The organism is Pelomonas sp. V22 (genome assembly GCF_030014915.1).
Classification (GTDB): Bacteria; Pseudomonadota; Gammaproteobacteria; order Burkholderiales; family Burkholderiaceae_C; genus JAUASW01.
The window spans coordinates 440,784-459,097 of sequence record NZ_JAGIXS010000002.1 but is presented as its reverse complement, the minus strand read 5'-3'; the positions used below and the strand labels follow the sequence as shown (position 1 = coordinate 459,097).

General features: G+C 66.8%; 14 protein-coding genes. 5 read left to right on the top strand and 9 right to left on the bottom strand.

What is annotated here, in order from left to right; genetic code table 11:
• Window positions 1–11: 11 nt before the first annotated feature.
• Complete coding sequence (locus J7U46_RS11435) at window positions 12–1,925, bottom strand: glucokinase (protein ID WP_282825862.1); 1,914 nt, start codon at window positions 1,923–1,925, stop codon at window positions 12–14.
• 327 nt (window positions 1,926–2,252) lie between these two features.
• Here J7U46_RS11435 and glk point away from each other — a divergent pair, with 327 nt between their 5' ends.
• The 5 genes from glk (at window position 2,253) to J7U46_RS11410 (ending at window position 10,120) form a co-directional block, all read left to right on the top strand.
• Window positions 2,253–3,230, top strand: coding sequence for a glucokinase (glk, locus tag J7U46_RS11430; RefSeq protein ID WP_282825860.1), 978 nt, complete (start codon window positions 2,253–2,255; stop codon window positions 3,228–3,230).
• Between the two features lie 272 nt (window positions 3,231–3,502).
• Window positions 3,503–6,373, top strand: a complete 2,871-nt coding sequence (locus tag J7U46_RS11425) for a TonB-dependent receptor (RefSeq protein ID WP_282825858.1) — start codon at window positions 3,503–3,505, stop codon at window positions 6,371–6,373.
• A gap of 94 nt (window positions 6,374–6,467) precedes the next feature.
• Window positions 6,468–7,988: a tryptophan halogenase family protein gene (locus J7U46_RS11420; protein WP_282825856.1), complete on the top strand. Its 1,521-nt coding sequence runs from the start codon at window positions 6,468–6,470 to the stop codon at window positions 7,986–7,988.
• A 15-nt stretch (window positions 7,989–8,003) separates the two neighbouring features.
• Window positions 8,004–9,350, top strand: coding sequence for an alpha-amylase family glycosyl hydrolase (locus J7U46_RS11415; protein ID WP_282825854.1), 1,347 nt, complete (start codon window positions 8,004–8,006; stop codon window positions 9,348–9,350).
• Window positions 9,350–10,120 carry a sugar nucleotide-binding protein gene (locus J7U46_RS11410; RefSeq protein WP_282825853.1) on the top strand — a complete coding sequence of 257 codons (771 nt, stop codon included), beginning with the start codon at window positions 9,350–9,352 and terminating at the stop codon, window positions 10,118–10,120. The genes J7U46_RS11415 and J7U46_RS11410 overlap by 1 nt, the downstream gene beginning before the upstream one ends.
• Here the strand turns inward: J7U46_RS11410 and J7U46_RS11405 are convergent.
• From J7U46_RS11405 to J7U46_RS11370, 8 genes are all read right to left on the bottom strand, one after another.
• The gene (locus J7U46_RS11405; protein ID WP_282825852.1) at window positions 10,108–10,884 is read right to left on the bottom strand and encodes a transporter substrate-binding domain-containing protein; all 777 of its coding nucleotides are present in this window, start codon (window positions 10,882–10,884) and stop codon (window positions 10,108–10,110) included. The genes J7U46_RS11410 and J7U46_RS11405 overlap by 13 nt on opposite strands.
• 58 nt (window positions 10,885–10,942) lie before the next feature.
• A complete protein-coding gene (locus J7U46_RS11400) occupies window positions 10,943–11,377 on the bottom strand; it encodes a hypothetical protein (protein WP_282825850.1) in 435 nt (144 codons plus the stop codon).
• Entirely contained in the window at window positions 11,370–12,365 is a 996-nt protein-coding gene (locus J7U46_RS11395; protein ID WP_282825847.1) for a cytochrome d ubiquinol oxidase subunit II, read from the bottom strand. Before J7U46_RS11395 ends, J7U46_RS11400 begins: the two co-directional genes overlap by 8 nt.
• On the bottom strand, window positions 12,362–13,699 hold the full coding sequence (locus tag J7U46_RS11390) for a cytochrome ubiquinol oxidase subunit I (protein ID WP_282825845.1): 1,338 nt from the start codon (window positions 13,697–13,699) through the stop codon (window positions 12,362–12,364). The genes J7U46_RS11395 and J7U46_RS11390 overlap by 4 nt, the downstream gene beginning before the upstream one ends.
• Before the next feature lie 2 nt (window positions 13,700–13,701).
• Window positions 13,702–14,268, bottom strand: a complete 567-nt coding sequence (locus tag J7U46_RS11385) for a GbsR/MarR family transcriptional regulator (protein WP_282825843.1) — start codon at window positions 14,266–14,268, stop codon at window positions 13,702–13,704.
• Between the two features lie 157 nt (window positions 14,269–14,425).
• Window positions 14,426–15,541, bottom strand: coding sequence for a serine hydrolase domain-containing protein (locus tag J7U46_RS11380; RefSeq protein WP_282825841.1), 1,116 nt, complete (start codon window positions 15,539–15,541; stop codon window positions 14,426–14,428).
• 11 nt (window positions 15,542–15,552) lie between these two features.
• Entirely contained in the window at window positions 15,553–17,793 is a 2,241-nt protein-coding gene (locus J7U46_RS11375; RefSeq protein WP_282825839.1) for a molybdopterin cofactor-binding domain-containing protein, read from the bottom strand.
• Window positions 17,790–18,257 (bottom strand): (2Fe-2S)-binding protein, encoded by a 468-nt coding sequence (locus tag J7U46_RS11370; RefSeq protein ID WP_282825837.1) that lies wholly within the window; start codon window positions 18,255–18,257, stop codon window positions 17,790–17,792. Before J7U46_RS11370 ends, J7U46_RS11375 begins: the two co-directional genes overlap by 4 nt.
• Window positions 18,258–18,314: the final 57 nt, after the last annotated feature.

Genomic DNA, 18,314 nt, shown 5'->3' with positions numbered 1-18,314 from the left:
CCGCGCCTGCGTCAGCGGCTGTGCGAGGTCAACTTGGACAGCGGCGAAGCCATGCTGATGCCAGGCGCGGCCCGCTTGGCCGTGGGCGCGGCGGCCGGGCTCGGCTCGGCTTCGTCCAGCGCCGCATCGGCATTGCCGCCGAGGGCCTGCACGCCGTCGGCATGGCGGCGCATGGCCACGCCCACGGCCAGGATGTCGATCACCAGCAGGTGCAGGATGCGGCTGATCATGGGCAGGTGGGTGGAGACGTCTTCCACATGGTCGACGATCAGCGTGGCATCGGCCTTGCGCGCCAGCGGCGACTGGCTGGCCGTGATGGCCACGACGGCGGCGCCGCGCTCGCGCGCCTTGTCGGCCACCTCGAGCAACTCGGGCAGCTTGCCGCTCGAACTGATGATGACGGCCACGTCGCGCGGGCCCAGCACGCCGGCGGCCAGGGCCTGCAGGCGTGGGTCGGTGTAGGCGCTGCTCGAGACGCCGAAGCGCAGGAACTTGAACTGCGCGTCCTGCGCCACCACGCCGTAATGGCCGACGGCGAAGAACTCGATGCGGTTGGCGTTCAGCAGCAGCTCGATGGCGCGGTCGATCATTTCGCGGTTCAGTTCGCTGCGCACCTGCAGGATGGCCGAGGCCGTGTTGCCCAGCACCTTGGCGCCGAGCTCGACCACCGAGTCGTCCTGCATCACCTGGGTGTGCGTGACCGGCACCGTGCCGGTGAGGCCCGAGGCGAGACGCAGCTTGAAGTCCGACAGGCCTTCGCAGCCCAGCGAGCGGCAGAAGCGGATCACCGTCGGTTGGCTGACCTGCGCGGCCTTGGCGATCTCAATGATGGGGTCGTTCAGCACGTCGCGCGGATGGGCAAGCACATGCTCGGCCACGCGCAGCTCGGCCGGCGAAAGCTCGCTGCGGGCGCGGCGGATCTGGCCGAGGATGGCCGAGCCGGGCGTGCTCTCCAGGGTGCGCAGCTGGGCGTCCAGGATGGCCGAGGCGCCCATGAACGTGGCCTGCTCGGCGGTGATCACATAGGTGGGGATGCCGGCCACATAGTCGCGGAAACGGCCCTTGTCCTCGAAGCGCGCGCGGAAGCGCGAACGGTCGAAGTACGCACCCAGGCGCGGGACGATGCCGCCGCCGATGTAGATGCCGCCCAGCGCCCCCAGCGTCACCGCCAGGTTGGCAGCGGCTGTGCCGAGCAGGGCGCAGAACATGTCCAGCGCCTCGACGCAGACGGCGTCGCTTTCGTCGAGCGCGCGCTGGGTGATGTCCGGCGCGGCCAGCGGAGCGGCGGCAGCGCCGGCCCGCTGCGCGAGGGCGCGATAGATCAGTTCCAGGCCGGGGCCCGAGACCAGGCGCTCGAAGGACACATGCTCGAACTGCTGCCAGGCAAAGCGCAGGATGTCGATCTCGCGCTCGTCGCGCGGCGAGAAGCTGGTGTGGCCGCCCTCGGCGCCCAGCGAGATCCAGCCTTCGCCGACCGGGATCAGGCCCGAGGTGCCGAGGCCCGAGCCCGAGCCCAGCACGCCCACCACGCTCTGCCGGCGCGGCTCGCCGCCGCCGATCTGGCGCAGGTCGCTGGGGCGCAGGCGCGGCACGGCCATGGCGAGGGCGGTGAAGTCGTTGACCACCACCAGCGTGTCGAAGCCGAGGCGCTGGCGCATCTCCTCGATGGAGAACTGCCAGTGGTAGTTGGTCATGCGCACCGAGTCGCCCTCGACCGGGTTGGCAATCGCTATCGCCGCATGCCGCACCTCGGTGCCGGCCGGCAGCATCTGCAGATAGTTGCTGACCGCCGCGTGGAAGTCCGCATGCTCGGCGCAGCGCAGCGAGGCGATCTGGCTGAACTCGCCCTGAGAGGTCTCCAGCGCGAAACGCGCATAGGTACCGCCGATGTCGGCAATGAGTCGGGGGCTGTCGAAAGAGGTCATGGCGGGCGGGACGGACCTGTGGAGCGGGCGGCGCGCGATTATGAGCCGCAATTGCGCACCGTCCGAGGGCACGGCCCCGGCGCATGGGCGCCCGAGGCCGCAGATCTGCGCGGCCCCAACAGGACCGCAGCGCCCACCATACGCCGATAAATGTAGCTGGGCTACATTGAACTTTGACCGTTTACCGGGCAATGTACAGAGTAAGGCCTAGTACGCTTGTCTTGATGATGTAGTTTTGCTACCTTATCAACTTCCCATTCCTGTGTGCCTCCTGTCTATGTGTCGTCTTGCTGGGCTCCGTGCCCCTCTCTGCGCCGAGGTGCGTCCATGAATCGGGATGGTTTGTGCCTGGTGGCCGATGTGGGCGGCAGCAATGCCCGGTTTGGCCTGGTCGAGCGGGCGGGCGGTCCGATTCTTCATGTGCGCAGCCTGCCGGTTGCTGCCCATGCGGGGCTGGCCGAGGCGGTGGAGGCCTATCTGGAGGGGCTGCCCGGCGGCGCCGATGCGCGGCCGCTGCGGCCCCGTCATGCGGCGGTGGCCGTGGCCACGGCCGTGGCCGGCGACATGGTGGAGTTCACCAACAGCCCCTGGGGCTTCTCCATAGCGGCGGCGCGCGAGGGCTTGGGCCTGGAGCGCCTGCTGGTGCTGAATGACTTCGAGGCGCTGGCCTTGTCGCTGCCGCGTCTGCGGCCCGACCAGTTGCGCGGATCGGGTGGCCTGCCGACACCGCAGGGCACGCTGGCGGTCATCGGCCCGGGCACCGGCCTGGGTGTGGGCGGTGTGATCCAGACCGCTCATGGCTGGGTGGCGCTGCCGGGCGAGGGCGGCCATGCCACGCTGGCGCCGGCCGACGATTTCGAGAGCGAGCTGCTGGCCCTGGTGCGGCGCGAGCATGCCCATGTGTCGGCCGAGCGCCTGCTGTCCGGCATCGGCCTGCCGGTGCTGCATGCGGCCGTCGCTCGCCTCGGTGGGCAGGCGCTGGCGGCGCCCCTGGCGGCGGAGCAGATCGTCGAGAACGGTATCGCCGGCCAGGATGCCTCGTGTGCCCAGACCCTGGACGTGTTCTGTGCCTTGCTCGGCGGCTTTGCCGGCAGCGTGGCCCTGACGCTGGGTGCGCGTGGCGGCGTCTACATCGGCGGCGGCATCGTGCCGAGGCTGGGTGACCGCTTCTTTGCCTCGCGCTTCCGCGAGCGCTTCGAGGCCAAGGGGCGCTTCCGCTCTTACCTGGAGGCCGTGCCTACTGTCCTCATCACCGACACCCTGGCCGCCCTCAGTGGCGCCGCCCTGGCGCTGGAGCAGGTCTGAGCTTGTTTGTAGTTGAGCTACATATCAAGACAGGTATTTACCCTTTGTTTGTTTGATGTTTGGCCGGAAACAAAGGGTTAACCCATGTTTTATCAGTCGTTTTTCCGCAAAACATCGATGAATTGAGCTTCGCTAGGGTTTTCTTTGTATTGGCAGTCGATCTAGTTTTAGTACAGAATTCTTGCAAATTACAGGTTCTCGGTTCCCCGACAAGAACTACTCCCAGATCGTTGCGGGGCTTGTGTTGTTAGAAAAGCTTCAGGAGACAAGAAATGAAGACATCCCGACAGAAGCATGAGCAGTTCCGTCTCAGCCCGGTGGTCGCCGGCTGTGCGGTGCTCATGGTGGCCAGTGGCGTCTACGCCCAGACGGCCCCGGCCACCACGCCGCCAGCCCAGACCCTGGAGACGGTGACCGTCACCGGCATCCGCAAGGGCATCGAAGACGCGATCTCGGCCAAGAAAGGCTCGGACTCCATCATCGAAGCGATCTCGGCCGAAGACATCGGCAAGCTGCCCGACGCTTCGGTGGCCGAGTCGGTTTCGCGCCTGCCGGGTGTGGCCTCGCAGCGCAACAAGTCCACCGGCAAGGCCTCCAGCGTCAGCGTGCGCGGCATGTCGCCCGACTTCAACGGCGCTCTGCTTAACGGCCGCGAACAAGCGTCCAGCGGCGACAGCCGTGGCGTCGAGTTCGACCTGTATCCGTCCGAACTGCTGGCCTCGGTCCTGATCTACAAGAGCCCGGACGGCGCCCTCGTCGGGCAGGGTCTCGCCTCGACCATCGACCTGCAGACGGTGCGTCCGCTGAACTTCAAGGAGCGCCAGGCTGCCGTCAATTACCGCAAGCAGCGCACCGGCGTGGCTTCGGGTGCCGGTGAGGGCACGGGCACGCGCAAGTCGGTCAGCTACATCGACCAGTTCGCCGACCGCACCATCGGTGTGGCCCTGGGTCTGGTCAAGTTCGACGAGAAGGGCGCCGACCAGCAGAAGTTCAATTCCTGGGGCGGCTGGACGCTGCCGTTTGCGCCGAGTGGCGCTGCCGGCTCGCCGTTGCTGGCCTGCGACGGCCCGACGCCCCCGGCCGGTTGCACCTCTGGCGTTGGCAAGGTCAATGTGATCGGTGGCTTCACCGCTGACACCGAGACCAGCACCGCCACCCGCGAAGGCCGCATGGCCACGCTGCAGTGGAAGCCCAACAAGGACTTCGAGTCGACCTTCGACTACTTCTATTCCAAGGGCCGTTTCGGCTTGAAGAAGACCGGCCTGGAAGGCGCCATTGGTGACGACGACAACGCCTCCTACGACCCGCGCGGCCAGATCACCAACTACACGATCGCCAATGGCGTTGTGGCCTCGGGCACGCTGTCCAACTACAAGGGCGTGGTGCGCAACCACGTCGAGGGCGGCGACGACAGCCTGAAGTCCTGGGGCTGGAACAACAAGCTGAAGGTGGCGGACTGGACCTTGCTGGCCGATCTGTCGCAGTCGCGTGTGGTGCGTGACTCCTCGCGCTACGAAACCACCGCCGGTCAGCCTGGCAATGGCAACAAGAGTGCCGCCGGCCTGGGCTCGATCAGCTGGACCGGTTTCAACGGCTCCAACTTCACCGACGTGAAGTACTCGACCAGCCTGAGCTACGCCGACCGCGCCGTTGCCAAGCTGACGGACGTGGACGGCTGGTCCGGTGGCGAATCCTCGCCGCAGGCCGGCTATGTGGCCCTGCCTCATGTGCAGGACAAGATCGACAGCCTGCGCCTCTCGGGCAAGACCGAGCTGCGTTGGGGCCCCATCGTGGCCGGCGAGTTCGGCGTGAACTACACGAGCCGCGAGAAGATCCGCCAGACCCAGGAAGGTCGCCTGGTCATCAAGGGCAATGACCCTTACGGTGCCGCCACGGTGCCGGGTTCGGACATTGCCATCGCCGGCACGACGGGCCTGCAGGTGGTGTCCTGGGATCCGCGCGGTTCGCTGGGCACTGTTTATGACCTGGCCAAGAAGGTCGACTCCGACATCCTGAACAAGGACTGGAGCGTCCAGGAAAAGGTCACGACCGGCTACTTCAAGGGCGACCTCGATGGTGAGCTGTTCGGCCTGAACTACCGCGGCAACGTGGGTGCCCAGTTGGTGCACACGAACCAGGAGTCGACCGGCTTCAACGTCGATCGTGCAAGCTGCACGGGCAACACGGCGGCCACCTGCCCGGGTGCCACGGTGGCACAAGGCAAGACCTACACCGACTTCCTGCCCAGCCTGAACATGAACTTCGACCTGGGCGGCGACCAGGTGATGCGCTTCGCCGCAGCCAAGGTGCTGTCGCGGGCCAACATGAACGACATGCGTGCCAGCCTGGGTTACTCGGTGAACAACACCGGCTCGCAGATCCTGACCGGCGACGGTGGCAACCCGAAGCTGAACCCTTTCCGCGCCAAGGCCGTTGACGTTTCCTACGAGAAGTACTTCGGCAGCAAGGGCTACTTCAGTGCCGCCGGCTTCTACAAGAAGCTCGACAGCTACATCCTGCGCGTGCCCACGCTGTTCGACTTCAAGCCCTACACCAGCGCCAACACGCCGCTGCCGACCACCGGCCCCAACAAGGGTTCGACCGTCGGCCTGCTGAACCAGCCGATCAATGGCGAGGGTGGCAACATCCGCGGCATCGAACTGGCGATCAACGTGCCCCTGAACTTCGTGTCCTCGTGGCTCGATGGCTTCGGCGTCATGCTGAACCACTCGAACACCTCGAGCTCGGTCGAGCTGCCCACCGCGGGCTTCTCGGTGGAGAACGTCGGCACGATCAAGATCCCGCTGCCGGGCCTGTCGAAGAAGGTCACCAACCTGCGCTTCTACTACGAGAAGGCCGGCTTCCAGATCGCCGTGGCCCAGCGCAAGCGCTCGGACTTCCTGGGTGAGGTCAGCGACTTCCAGGACAACCGCCAGCTCACCTTCATCAAGGGCGAGTCGATTGTCGACCTGCAGCTGTCTTACGAGTTCCAGTCCGGCTGGTTGAAGGGCCTGTCGCTGCTGGCTCAGGGCAACAACATGACGAACTCGAAGTTCCAGCGCTACAACTCTGACCCGAACGCGATCACCGACACGATCAAGTACGGCAAGACCTATCTGTTCGGCATCAACTACAAGCTGTAAAAGAGCTCCTCGACTTGACCCCCGCCCGGCTCAGGCCTGCGGGGGTTTTTTTATCAACGGCCGGCGCGTCGCCGGCTTGTCGAGGCAAGCAGGAATGAGCATGCAAACCCCCATCAAGACCGTCGTCATCGTTGGTGGCGGCACGGCCGGCTGGATGACGGCCGTGGCCATGGCCACGGTGTTGCGTGGCCGCTTCAAGATTCGGCTCGTCGAGTCCGATGAAATCGGCATCGTCGGTGTCGGCGAAGCGACGATCCCGATGATCCAGCGCTTCAACAAGACCATCGGCCTCGACGAAAACGAGTTCATGCGCGAGACGCAGGGCACGTTCAAGCTGGGCATCGAGTTCGTCAACTGGGGGCAACTCGGCGATCGCTACATGCACGGCTTCGGCCGCGTGGGCCAGGACCTCTGGACCGTGCCCTTCGAGCAGTACTGGCGCAAGATGCGCGCCGCCGGTAAGGCGGCGCCGCTGGAGGAGTACTCGATCACCCGCATGGCCTCCAAGGCCAACAAGTTCCTGCCGGCCCAGACCGATCTGCCGAACTCGCCGCTGGGCGAGATTGCCTACGCCTACCACTTCGACGCCAGCCTCTACGCGCGCTACCTGCGCAAGCTCTCGGAGCAGCGCGGCGTGCTGCGCACCGAAGGCAAGATCTCGCATGCCACGCAGCGCGAGGGCGATGGCCACATCGACGCCGTGGTGCTGGAAAGTGGCGAGCGTGTCGAGGGTGATCTCTTCATCGACTGTTCGGGCTTCCGCGGCCTCTTGATCGAACAGACGCTCCAGACCGGCTACGAGGACTGGACCCACTGGCTTCCCTGCGACCGCGCGCTCGCCGTGCCCTGCGAGTCTGCCCCGGTGCTGACGCCCTACACGCGCTCCACCGCGCACAAGGCCGGCTGGCAGTGGCGCATCCCGCTGCAGCACCGCATCGGCAACGGCCATGTCTACTGCAGCAACGCGATCAGCGACGACGAGGCCGCAGCGACGCTGCTGGCCAACCTCGACGGCAAGGCCTTGGCCGAGCCGCGCATGATCAAGTTCAAGACCGGCATGCGCAGCAAGAGCTGGAACAAGAACGTGGTGGCCATCGGCCTCTCCAGCGGCTTCCTGGAACCGCTGGAATCGACCAGCATCCACCTGATCCAGGCCTCGATCCAGCAGCTGATCGACTTCTTCCCGGACCGGGGCTTCAGCGCCATCGACACCGAGGAATTCAACCGCCAGAGCCGCTTCCACTACGAGCGCATCCGCGACTTCATCATCCTGCACTACCACCTGAACCAGCGCACCGACTCGGAGTTCTGGAAGGCCTGCGCGACGATGGAGATTCCGCAGACGCTGAAGGAGAAGATGGACCTCTACCGCAGCCACGGCCGGATCTTCCGCTTCAACAACGAGCTGTTCACCGAGGTGGGCTGGCTGCAGGTGATGGAAGGCCAGAACCTGGCCACGCAGGGCTACCACCCGCTGGTGGATGTGCAGACCGAGGCCGGCATCCTGGAGTTTCTCGAGGGCGTGCGTGACGTGATCGGCAAGTGCGTGGACGTGATGCCCGAGCACTCGGCCTACATCGCCCAGCATTGCAAGGCGCCGCCGCTCAAGATTTAGGGATCAGGGCGCCGCATGACCTTCACCCAGCTTCGCGCCCTGGTCCTTGCGGCCTGTTGCGCCTTCATCGCTCCGTTCGCCATGAGTCAATCCAGCAGCGCTGTGTCCGGCACGGCGTCCGACATGCCCCATGTGGCCTGGTCGCGCCAGTCCAGCATCTACCAGGTCAACGTCCGCCAGCACACGCCCGAGGGCACGCTGAAGGCCTTTGCCCGCGATCTGCCACGCATCCGCAAGCTGGGCGTGGACATCCTCTGGTTCATGCCGTTGCAGCCGATCGGCAAGCAGGAGCGCAAGGGCGGCCTCGGCAGCTACTACTCGATCAGCGACTACACGGCGGTGAATCCCGAGTTCGGCACGCTGGACGACGCCAAGGCGATGGTGAAGGCCGCGCATGAGCTGGGCTTCAAGGTGATCCTTGACTGGGTGCCCAACCACACGGCCTGGGACCATCCCTGGACCCGCCAGCACAAGGATTGGTACAAGCTGAACGACAAGGGCGAGATCTTCCCGGTCACGTTCACCGAAGGTGCCGAGCCCGAGTACTGGACCGACGTGGTGGCCCTGGACTACCGCAGCGAGCCCCTGCGCAAGGCCATGATCGAAGCCATGAGCTTCTGGCTGCAGCAGGTGGGCATGGACGGCTTCCGCTGCGATGTGGCCAGCCTCGTGCCCTCCGACTTCTGGGAGCGGGCGCGGCGCGAGCTCGATGCGATCAAGCCGGTGTTCATGCTGGCCGAGTCCGACAAGCCCGAGCTGCATCGCAGCGCCTTCGACATGAGCTACAGCTGGGACCTGGCTGACGTCTTCAAGGCCGTGGGCAAGGGCCAGGCCGGGGCGGCCGAGATGCGCGCCTGGCTCACGGCCCAGAACGAAGGCACGGCGCCGAAGGTCTATCCGCGTCATGCCTACCGCATGCGCTTCACCAGCAACCACGACTTCAATTCCTGGCACGGCACGGACCGCGAGCTCTATGGCGAGGCCTACCAGGCGCTGGCCGTGCTCACCTTCACCTTGCCCGGCATGCCGCTGATCTACGGCGGCCAGGAGTCGCGCCTCGACAAGCGCCTGGCCTTCTTCGAGAAGGACCTGGTGGACTGGAAGGGCTATGAGCTGCAGGCTTTCTACGCCGAGCTTGTGGCCCTGAAGAAGAACAACCCGGCCCTGGCCAATGGCCAGTACGGCGCGCCGGCCGAGCTGCTCGAGACCGGCAACGACAAGGTCTTTGCCTTCCGCCGCCAGCTGGGCGGCAATGTGGTGACCGTGGCGGTCAACCTTTCTGCGGCTGATCAGTCCTACCTTCTTGATGGTGCGGCTGCCAAGCTGGCACCCTGGGGCTGGAGCATAAGGACCCGGCACTGATGCCGGGCCGTTTGCTGATCACCGGCCTCAGCGGCACGCTGGCGCCGCATCTGGCCCGCACGGCTGCCAGCGCCGGCTGGGAGGTGTTGGGCTGGGACCGCCGGCGCATCCCGACCGACGACGCGGTCGCCGTGGCGGCGCACCTGCAGGCCAGCCGGCCGGATGCGATAGCCCACCTGGCCCTGGGGCCGACAGCCTGGGCGTCGGGCCTGGCTGAGTACGCGGCGAGGCAAGATCTGCCCCTGTTGTTTACCAGCACGGCCATGGTGTTTCACCATCAGCCGGACGGCCCGCATCACCCCGGTGACGAGCGCACGGCGCAGGACGACTACGGCCGCTTCAAGATCGTCGCCGAGGATGCGATCCGTGCGGCCTGCCCCACGGCCCGCATTGCGCGCATCGGTTGGCAGATCGACGAGGTCGCGCAGGGCAACAACATGCTCGCGACGCTGGACCACTGGCAGCGCGAGCAGGGCCGCATCGCCGCCAGCCGCTGCTGGATACCGGCTTGTTCCTTCATGCCCGAAACGGCCATGGCCTTGCTGGGCCTGTTGCAGGACGAAGCGGTTGCCGGCCGGGTGGTGCACTTGGACAGCAATGCCGAATCGGCGCTGAGCTTCGACCACCTCGTGGCAGCGCTGGCCCGGCGCTTTGATCGTCAAGGCTGGCGCATCGAGGTCACCGAGGACTACCGACACGACCAGCGGCTGCTGGACCCGCAGCCGGGCCGCATCGCCGCTCTGGCGTCGCGCCTCGCTCAGAAGCCGTAGCGCTTGCGGATGACCGGCAGCGTGCCGTCCGCTTCGAGGGCCGCGATCGCCGCGTTGATCTGCGCGAGCAACTCGGCAGAGACGGTCTGGCGGCTCAGCATCAGGCTGACCGGCTCACGCTGTTCCGGCAGCGGCACGCGGGTAAGCGGCGTGCCCTCGGCCTGGCCCAGGAACTGCTGTGTCGGTATGTCGCCGAGTATCAGCGCGCCCCGGTCGCGTTGCAGCATGGCTAGGCCCTTGCGAGCGCTGTCGTAGTGCTCGATCAGGCGTGCGGCGCTCAAGCGCTCCACCAGGCTGTCGAACTCGCCGCCCATTCGGAACTTGGGCGCCAGCACGGTCAGGCGGCGGGTGATCAGCTCGCTGAAGGAGTTCAGCCGGGCGAACTCCTGCTGGCGAGACGCGAGGCTCAGCAGGCCGAACCACTCCTGCCGGTAGGGTGCCGTGAACCAGACTTCGGCCTGGCGGTGCTCGGCAGGGGTGGCCGCCGGCACCAGGTCCAGCTCGCCGGCCGCGATCATCTGGATGCGGCGGCGGCGTGGCGTTTCGTCCACCATCACAAGCTTGCAGCCGGCGCGCTGCAGCACGGCCTCGATCAGCTCCACGTCCAGCCCACCCTGGCGGCCGCCTGTGGTGTAGAGATAGGGTGGCCATTCGGAGCGCACCATGCGCAGGCTTCGTCCAGGCGCCGCCTGCAGTGGCGGCAATGCCAGGCCCAGCAAGCCCAGCGTGGCCAGGCGGCGGGCAGGGAACGCAGGTGTGGTCATGGGCGGGCAGGGGCTGCCCGCTGATTGTGCAGGAAGGGCGGGGCCTGCTGCTCCTCGTTCACCCGGCCTGCGTCAAGGCGAGCCAGCCGGCCGCGTAGAGCAGGCTGGCCAGCGTGATGCCGCGCAAGGGAATGCTGAACCAGTAGAGCCGTGCCAGCAGCAGATAGGTCAGCAGCACGATCTGGCCGAGTATCAACAGGAAAGGCGCGCCGCGCAGGAAGCTGAGCTGCCAGCCGGCCAGGTAGATCCAGACCGTGGTGAACAGCAGTACGCCAAGGCTGTGGCTGGCATGGAAGCCGCGCGCGGCCCGCCACATCGTGGTCTGGCGGCTGATGCGTGGCGAGACCTGGCGCATTGCTTCGGCGAGCACTGCGTCGCGTGGCTCGAAGCGCTCGCCGTTGTAGGTGAACACCAGGTGCAGTGCGCCGAGTACACCGGCCACGCCAGCGCCGGCCATCAGCAATCCGGCGGCCAGCGTTTGAGCGTCAGGCATAACGCAGCTCCCCGGCCTTGCCCCAGAACACGCGGTACGCAAACACCGTGTAGGCAGCAATGGCCGGCACCGCGATCGCACAGCCCCAGAGGATGAAGGCCAGCGACTTGGGCGCCGCAGCTGCCTGCCAGACCGTCATGCGGTCGATCAGCACATAGGGGTAGAGGCTGTAGGCCAGTCCGAGCGAACCGAGCAGCATGACCAGCACCATCAGCGCGAACGGCAGCCAGCAGAGCTTGCCCAGCACGCGGTGCGAGTTGAGCAGGGCACGCAGGGCCAGCAGGGCGAGGCCGGTGCACAAGGGGATGGGCAGCAGGGCGATCAGGGCCGGCATGCTGAACCAGCGCGCCGACACCGTGGGGCTTACCAGCGGCGTGGCCAGCGACACGAGGGCGAGGCCCAGCACCACGGCCGGCCAGGCCTTCTTGGCGCGCTTGACCGCCAGCGCCTGCAAGTCGCCGTCGGTCTTCATGATCAGCCACCCGGCGCCCAAGAGCACATAGGCGGCAGCCAGGGCCAGGGCGATCACGGCGGCAAAGGCGGTGTAGGCAGGGCCGGTCTCGAAGGCCGTGATGTAGCGCGCCAGCATCCAGCCTTGCGCCAGCGAGGCCATCAGCGAGCCGACGATGAAGGCGCGGTTCCACAGCGGCTTCCAGGCGGTCTGTGCCTTGACGCGGAAATCGAAGGCCACCCCGCGCAATGTGAGGCCGATCAGCATCACCGCCACCGGCCCGTAGAGCGCGCCGATGATCAGGCCATGGGCTTTGGGAAAGGCCACCAGCAGGATGCCCACGCCCAGCACCAGCCAGGTCTCGTTGGCGTCCCAGAACGGGCCGATGGAGGCGACCATGCGGTCCTTGTGCTCGCTGCTCGCGCCGGCCATCAGGAGGCCCACGCCGAGGTCATAGCCGTCCAGGATCACGTAGACCAGCAGGGCCAGGCCCATCAGTCCCATGAAGACCAGGGGCATCCAGTCGTTCGCGTTCATGGCTGGCTCCCGGCGGTGGCATCGAGCGGCTTTTCGGCCATGTACTTGATCACGGAGATGTAGGCCACGATCAGGCCCAGGTAGAGGACGAGGTAGCCGGCCAGCGACAGCGCGATGCTCGGCGCCGGCGTGGTGGAGGCCACGTCGGCGGTGCGCAAGAGGCCGTAGACGATGAAAGGCTGCCGGCCGATCTCGGTCACGTACCAGCCGGCCAGCGTGGCCAGCCAGCCCGAGAAGCTCATCAGCGCGAGGCCCCGCAGCAGCCAGCGCGGCAGGTCTTGCGACTGCCACTGCTTGCGCCGGTAGAGCCACAGGCCCGCCCAGCTGAAGGCCAGCATCAGGAGACCTGTGCCCACCATCACGCGGAAGCCGAAGAACAGCGGCCTGACCGGCGGATGGGCGCCCTTGAATTCATCGAGGCCGCGGATCTCGCCGTCCGCCTCGTGCGTGAGGATCAGGCTGGCGAGTTTGGGGACGGGAACTTCCAGATGGTTGCTGCGCGTCTTCTCGTCCGGCCAGGCGAACAGCAGCAGCGGCGCACCGCGCTCGGTCTGCCACACGCCTTCCATTGCGGCGATCTTGGCGGGCTGGTGCTTGAGCGTGTTGAGGCCGTGCATGTCGCCGACCCAGATCTGCAAGGGGATCAGCACGGCGCCCAGCGTCAGGCCCACGCGCAGCACGGCGGCGGTCCAGGGCTGGGCCTTGCCCTTCAGCAATTGCCAGCTGCTCACGCCCGCGAGGATGAATGCCACGGTGAGGCCCGAAGCCAGCAGCTTGTGCGAGAGCCTGTAGGGGAAGGAGGGGTTGAAGATCACGTCCCACCAGCTGAGCGCATGGAACTCGCCGTTGATGATCTCGAAGCCCTGCGGCGTCTGCATCCAGGAGTTGAGGCTCAGGATCCAGAAGGCCGACAGCGTGGTGCCGAAGGCCACCAGGAAGGTGGCGGCCAGATGCACGCGCTCGCCGACCCGGCCATGGCCGAACAGCATGATGCCGAGGAAGCTGGCCTCGAGGAAGAAGGCGGTCAGCACCTCGTAACCAAGCAGCGGCCCGGCGATGTTGCCGGCCTTCTCCATGAAGCCCGGCCAGTTGGTGCCGAACTGGAAGCTCATGGTGATGCCGCTGACCACGCCGAGGGCGAATGAGAGCGCGAAGACCTTGGTCCAGAAGCGGTAGGCCGTGAGCCAGGTGTCGCTGCCGGTCTTGAGCCAGCGCCAGCGGAAGAACATCAGCACCCAGGCGAGGGCGATGTTGATCGTGGGGAAGAGGATGTGGAAGGAGATGTTGGCCGCGAACTGCAGGCGCGCCAGCACGAGAGCGTCGAGGGCTTCCATGCTCAGGACTCCCTGTCAGGCTTGGCCGCTTTGGGAATGCGGCCGGTGAATTCCAGCAGCTTCTGCACCTTGGAACCCATCTTCATCAGTTGGCCGAGCGTCTGCGAATCCATGCGCTGCACGTCGTCGAACCAGCTCGTCATCAGCTCGATCAGGTCGTGCATGCCGCGCATGCGCTCCTGGGCGTAGCGCTCATCGGGGCCGGCCGGCGTTTCAAGCAGGGCGTTGCGCAGCATGGAGAGCGTGGGCTCGATCTCGCGGCGGCGGCGCTCCTCGGCCAGCGTGCGGAAGATCTCCCAGGCATCGCCGGGGGCCTCGAAGTATTCGCGCCGGTCGCCCGGCAGGTGCTTGAGTCGCACCAGTCGCCAGGCCTGCAATTCCTTCAGGCCCATGCTGACGTTGGAGCGGCTGAACTCCAGCGCCTCGGCCAGCTCGTCCGCGTTGAGCGGGCGCGGGGTGACGAAGATCAGGGCATAGATCTGCCCCACCGTGCGGTTGATGCCCCAGCGGCTGCCCATCTCGCCGAAATGCGCGACGAAGCTGCGGACCAGGGGGCTCAGCGATTCCATGGGAACTCCAGCTCGGCCCTGTACCGGCGACCGCCCACGGCGGTTGATCCGGCTCAAGACTTTGCTGAATTTTCAGTAATTACTGAAAATTCAGCAAGTCCAATCGGCGCGCAGGGGTATTGGCTTGCCCGTGGGGCTGTCGCGTGCGGCGGCGGCCTCAGCGGCCGGCAGCGGCCGGCAGGTTCTTGTAGAACGCCGCGATCTGCGGGATGAAGCTCTGCGGGTTGGCGCCCGCGAGATTGGTCAGCACGATGATGGCGAGCTGCTCGTCGGGGTAGACGAAGAAGGCGGCGCGGGCACCGCCTATGCCCGCCACCTGAAGCTGGGGCGAGGTCTGCAGCACTGGCCAGCCGGCTCCCCAGGCCCCGTCGGTGCCGTTGTTCAGCTTCTCGGGTGTCCACATGGCCTTGAGGCTGGCAGGCTTGAGCAGGCGGCCCTCGCTGAGGGCGATGATCCAGCGCGCGACCTCCTCGGCCGTGGTCTGCAGGCCGCCGCCCGACCACAGGCCGTAGGGAATCTCGTAATGCCAGCGGGACATCCGCGTGGCGTCATCGGGCGCCAGGGACCCGCGCGGGAAAACGCTGTAGATCGTTGCCGCGTTCGGCACCAGGTCGTAGCTGTCGCCAAACATCGTCACATTCATGGCAGCCGGCTTGAACTGCTCGCGGGCCAGGTACTGCTCGAAAGGCATCCGGGTCAGCTTGGTGACGATCTGGGCCAGCAGGCCGTAGTTGGTCTGGTTGTACGAGAAGCGTTCGCCGGCGGGCGCTGCCACCGGCAGCGCCTTCACCTGCTTCCAGGCCTCGATTTCGGTGGCGCCGCCGATCAGGCCGCGCGGGTCCACGATGTCGGGCAGGCCCGAAGTGTGGGCGAGCAGCTGGCGCACGCGGATCCTGCGCCAGGCCTCGGGCAGGTCGTCGAGGTAGCGCGAGATCGGCGCGCCCAGGTCGACCAGACCGGCCTCGGCCAACTGCATCATGGCGACGCCGGTGAAGGGCTTGGTCGCCGAGTTCAGCGGGAACAGCGTGCGGCTGGACGCCGGCACCTGGTTCTCGACATTGGCAAGGCCGTAGGCGCCGGACAACAGCAGTCGACCGTGCTTGACCACGGCGATCTGCAGGCCCGGGATGCGCCGCTCCTTCATGGCCTGCTGCACAGCCTGAACCGCCTTCGCGTTGGCAGTTTCTACGGCATCGTCTGCGGCGCTGGCTGCCGAGAGGCATAGCAGGGTGGTGGCGATCAGCGCCGCAGCGCGATGCAGGGAAGAAAGCATCAGTGCTTGCCTCAAACGAAGTCCACGAACTTGCTGAACGGCATCTCGCGCAACCGCTTGCCGGTGGCGGCAAAGATGGCAGCGGCCAGGGCCGGCGCGGCCGGCGGCACCGGCGGTTCGCCGACGCCGCGCACCTGGGGCGCGTTCTCCAGTGCTCGCACGACGATCTCCGGGCACTGGTCCAGCCGCATGCCGGGGTGCTGCGGGAAGTTGGTCTGCTGGGCCATGCCGTCGGCATAGGTGATCTCGCAGTTCATCGCGTGCCCGAGAGCCCAGACCACGGCACCCTTGACCTGGTTGTCGAAGTTCACCGGGTCGACCACGCGACCCACGTCCAGCGCGACGAAGACCTTGTCGATGCGGATGCCCTTGTCCATCTTCGTGACCTCGACGACCTCGGCCACCGGCACGCCGAAGCTTTCCACGAAGGCCAGGCCGCGACCCCGGTTGGGGCCCAGTGGCGTGCCCCAGTGGGACATCTGGCCCACGGCCTCCAGCACCTTGCGCGAGACCTCGTGATTGCAAAGCCGCAGCCGCTCTTTCAGCGGGTCGGCGCCAGCGGCGTGGATCAGTTCCTCGAGAAAGGCGTTGGCGAAGAAGCCCTGCGAAGAGGCGCCCACCGATCGCCAGGAGCTGGTCGGTGCCAGCTCCGGCACCTTGTAGGCGCGCATGCGGAAGTTGGGAATGGCGAAAGGCTGGTTCCAGGCACCGGCGGCGATTTGCAGGTCGGGGCCGGGCTGGGGCTGGCCCAGCCGCCCGGCCTGCGAGGCCGAGGCGCTGACGGTGGCGACCTGCAGGTCGTACGCATCGACCTGGCCATTCTTGACCCGGCCCTTGCCGCGCGCCATGCCGATCTGGCGCGGGAAGTCGTGGGCGAAGTCTTCCTCGCGCGAGTAGGTCAGCTTGACTGGCACGCCTGGCAACTGCTTGGCGATCTCGGCGCACAGCGTGACGTTCTCGAACTCCAGCCGGTGGCCGAAGCTGCCGCCCGCCGATTGCTGGTGCAGGCGCACCTGCTCGGGCTTGTGGCCGGTGATGGCCGCGACCTTCTCCTGCGCGAAGCGCGGCATCTGGTGGGCGACCCACACATCCACGCCATCCGCGCCAACCTTGACGACGGCGTTCAGCGGCTCCAGCGGCTGGTGCGCCACATAGGGCACTTTGTATTCGGCCTCGATGACCGGGCCTTCAGCCAGCGCCTGGTCGACCTTGCCGTCGTGTCGCCATTCCTTGTCGAGCCGCTCGGCTGTGAAGCTCGCAGCGATGGCCGACCAATGGCCGGCCATCTCGGCCGGGTAGGGGGCCGGGCCCCATTCGCAAGCGATCTGCTTGATGGCCTGGAAGGCGCGCCAGCTGTTGTCGGCAATCACGGCCACGCCATTGGTGACGGGGACGATCTGCTTCACGCCGCGCATGGCTTTGGCCTTGCTCGCGTCAAAGCGGACCAGCTTGCCCCCCTGGCGCGGGTTCACCTTGACGGCCGCATGCACCATGCCCGGCATAGCCACATCGATGCCATAGGCCTGTGTGCCGGTGGACTTGGCCACGATGTCCAGGCGCTGCTGCGGCTTGCCGATCAGGCGCCACTGCGAGGGCTCGCGCAGCGTCACGGCCGTGACCGGCTCCAGCGTGGCAGCCATCTCAGCCAATTCGGTGTATTTGATCGATTGGCCATCCGGCAGCAGCACGGCGCCGCCGGCCGTCTTCAGCTGTGCCACCGCCACGCCGGTCTTGCCGGAGGCCGCCAGCTTGAGCGTCTCGCGAGCGATGGCGCCGGCCTCGCGCAGCTTGTCGAAGCCGTCGGGCACGGTCGACGAACCGCCCGTGACCATCAAGCCCATCAGCTTGAACAGGCCGCCCATGGCGCCGCGCAGGGCCTCGGCTGCCATGCCCTTGTCGTAGGACAGGAAGGGCACTTGCTCGCTGCCCAATGCGCGGTTGTAGTAGGCCGCAGCCGGTGGGCCTGGCTCGGTACGGAACTGCCCGAAGTCGAGGTCCAGCTCTTCGGCGATCAGCAAGGCCTGGACCGAATAGGCGCCCTGGCCGAGGTCGGTTTGCGGCGTGATCAAGGTGATGCCGTTCTTGTCGATGCGGACCCAGGGATTGAGGGCTGCGGCGCCGGGCGCGAGCCCGTCCTTCAACGGATTGGCCGGCGTCTTGCGGACCTGGTAGACGCCGAACACGACGCCGCCGGCAATGGCGGCCGAGCCGATCAGGAAGCTGCGGCGGGCGATGGTGCGGAGGCGGCTCATTTCGCGCCTCCGTTCAAGAGCTTGGCGGCGGTCTGCACCGCCTCCCGGATGCGCGGGTAGGTGCCGCAGCGGCAGAGGTTGGCGCTCATCGCCGCATCGATCTCGGCGGCGGTGGGCAGGCCGCCGGCCTGCGCGAGAAAGGCGGCCGCCGTCATCATCTGGCCCGACTGGCAATAGCCGCATTGGGCCACCTGGTGCTGGATCCAGGCCTGTTGCACCGCGTGCAGGGCCTCGGGCTGACCGAGGCCTTCGATGGTGACGACAGGGCCGGCTACGGCGCCGACCGGCATCGAGCAGGAGCGCACCGGCGACCCGTCGATGTGCACCGTGCAGGCGCCGCAGAAGCCGATGCCGCAGCCGTACTTGGGGCCAGTGATCTTCAGCTCGTCACGGAGCACCCACAGCAAGGGCATCTCAGGCTCGACGTCGAGCTGGTGCTCGCGTCCGTTCACGTTCAGCTTCATCGCGGCTCCTTGCTGGCCTGGCGGCCGGGTGCGCGCGAGGTTACACGAAGGCAGGGG

Excerpts from the sequence above, each read along its gene's own strand:
- J7U46_RS11435 (WP_282825862.1), bottom strand. The coding sequence starts at position 1,925 with ATGACCTCTTTCGACAGCCCCCGACTCATTGCCGACATCGGCGGTACC.
- glk (WP_282825860.1), top strand. The coding sequence starts at position 2,253 with ATGAATCGGGATGGTTTGTGCCTGGTGGCCGATGTGGGCGGCAGCAAT.
- J7U46_RS11425 (WP_282825858.1), top strand. The coding sequence starts at position 3,503 with ATGAAGACATCCCGACAGAAGCATGAGCAGTTCCGTCTCAGCCCGGTG.
- J7U46_RS11420 (WP_282825856.1), top strand. The coding sequence starts at position 6,468 with ATGAGCATGCAAACCCCCATCAAGACCGTCGTCATCGTTGGTGGCGGC.
- J7U46_RS11415 (WP_282825854.1), top strand. The coding sequence starts at position 8,004 with ATGACCTTCACCCAGCTTCGCGCCCTGGTCCTTGCGGCCTGTTGCGCC.
- J7U46_RS11410 (WP_282825853.1), top strand. The coding sequence starts at position 9,350 with ATGCCGGGCCGTTTGCTGATCACCGGCCTCAGCGGCACGCTGGCGCCG.
- J7U46_RS11405 (WP_282825852.1), bottom strand. The coding sequence starts at position 10,884 with ATGACCACACCTGCGTTCCCTGCCCGCCGCCTGGCCACGCTGGGCTTG.
- J7U46_RS11400 (WP_282825850.1), bottom strand. The coding sequence starts at position 11,377 with ATGCCTGACGCTCAAACGCTGGCCGCCGGATTGCTGATGGCCGGCGCT.
- J7U46_RS11395 (WP_282825847.1), bottom strand. The coding sequence starts at position 12,365 with ATGAACGCGAACGACTGGATGCCCCTGGTCTTCATGGGACTGATGGGC.
- J7U46_RS11390 (WP_282825845.1), bottom strand. The coding sequence starts at position 13,699 with ATGGAAGCCCTCGACGCTCTCGTGCTGGCGCGCCTGCAGTTCGCGGCC.
- J7U46_RS11385 (WP_282825843.1), bottom strand. The coding sequence starts at position 14,268 with ATGGAATCGCTGAGCCCCCTGGTCCGCAGCTTCGTCGCGCATTTCGGC.
- J7U46_RS11380 (WP_282825841.1), bottom strand. The coding sequence starts at position 15,541 with ATGCTTTCTTCCCTGCATCGCGCTGCGGCGCTGATCGCCACCACCCTG.
- J7U46_RS11375 (WP_282825839.1), bottom strand. The coding sequence starts at position 17,793 with ATGAGCCGCCTCCGCACCATCGCCCGCCGCAGCTTCCTGATCGGCTCG.
- J7U46_RS11370 (WP_282825837.1), bottom strand. The coding sequence starts at position 18,257 with ATGAAGCTGAACGTGAACGGACGCGAGCACCAGCTCGACGTCGAGCCT.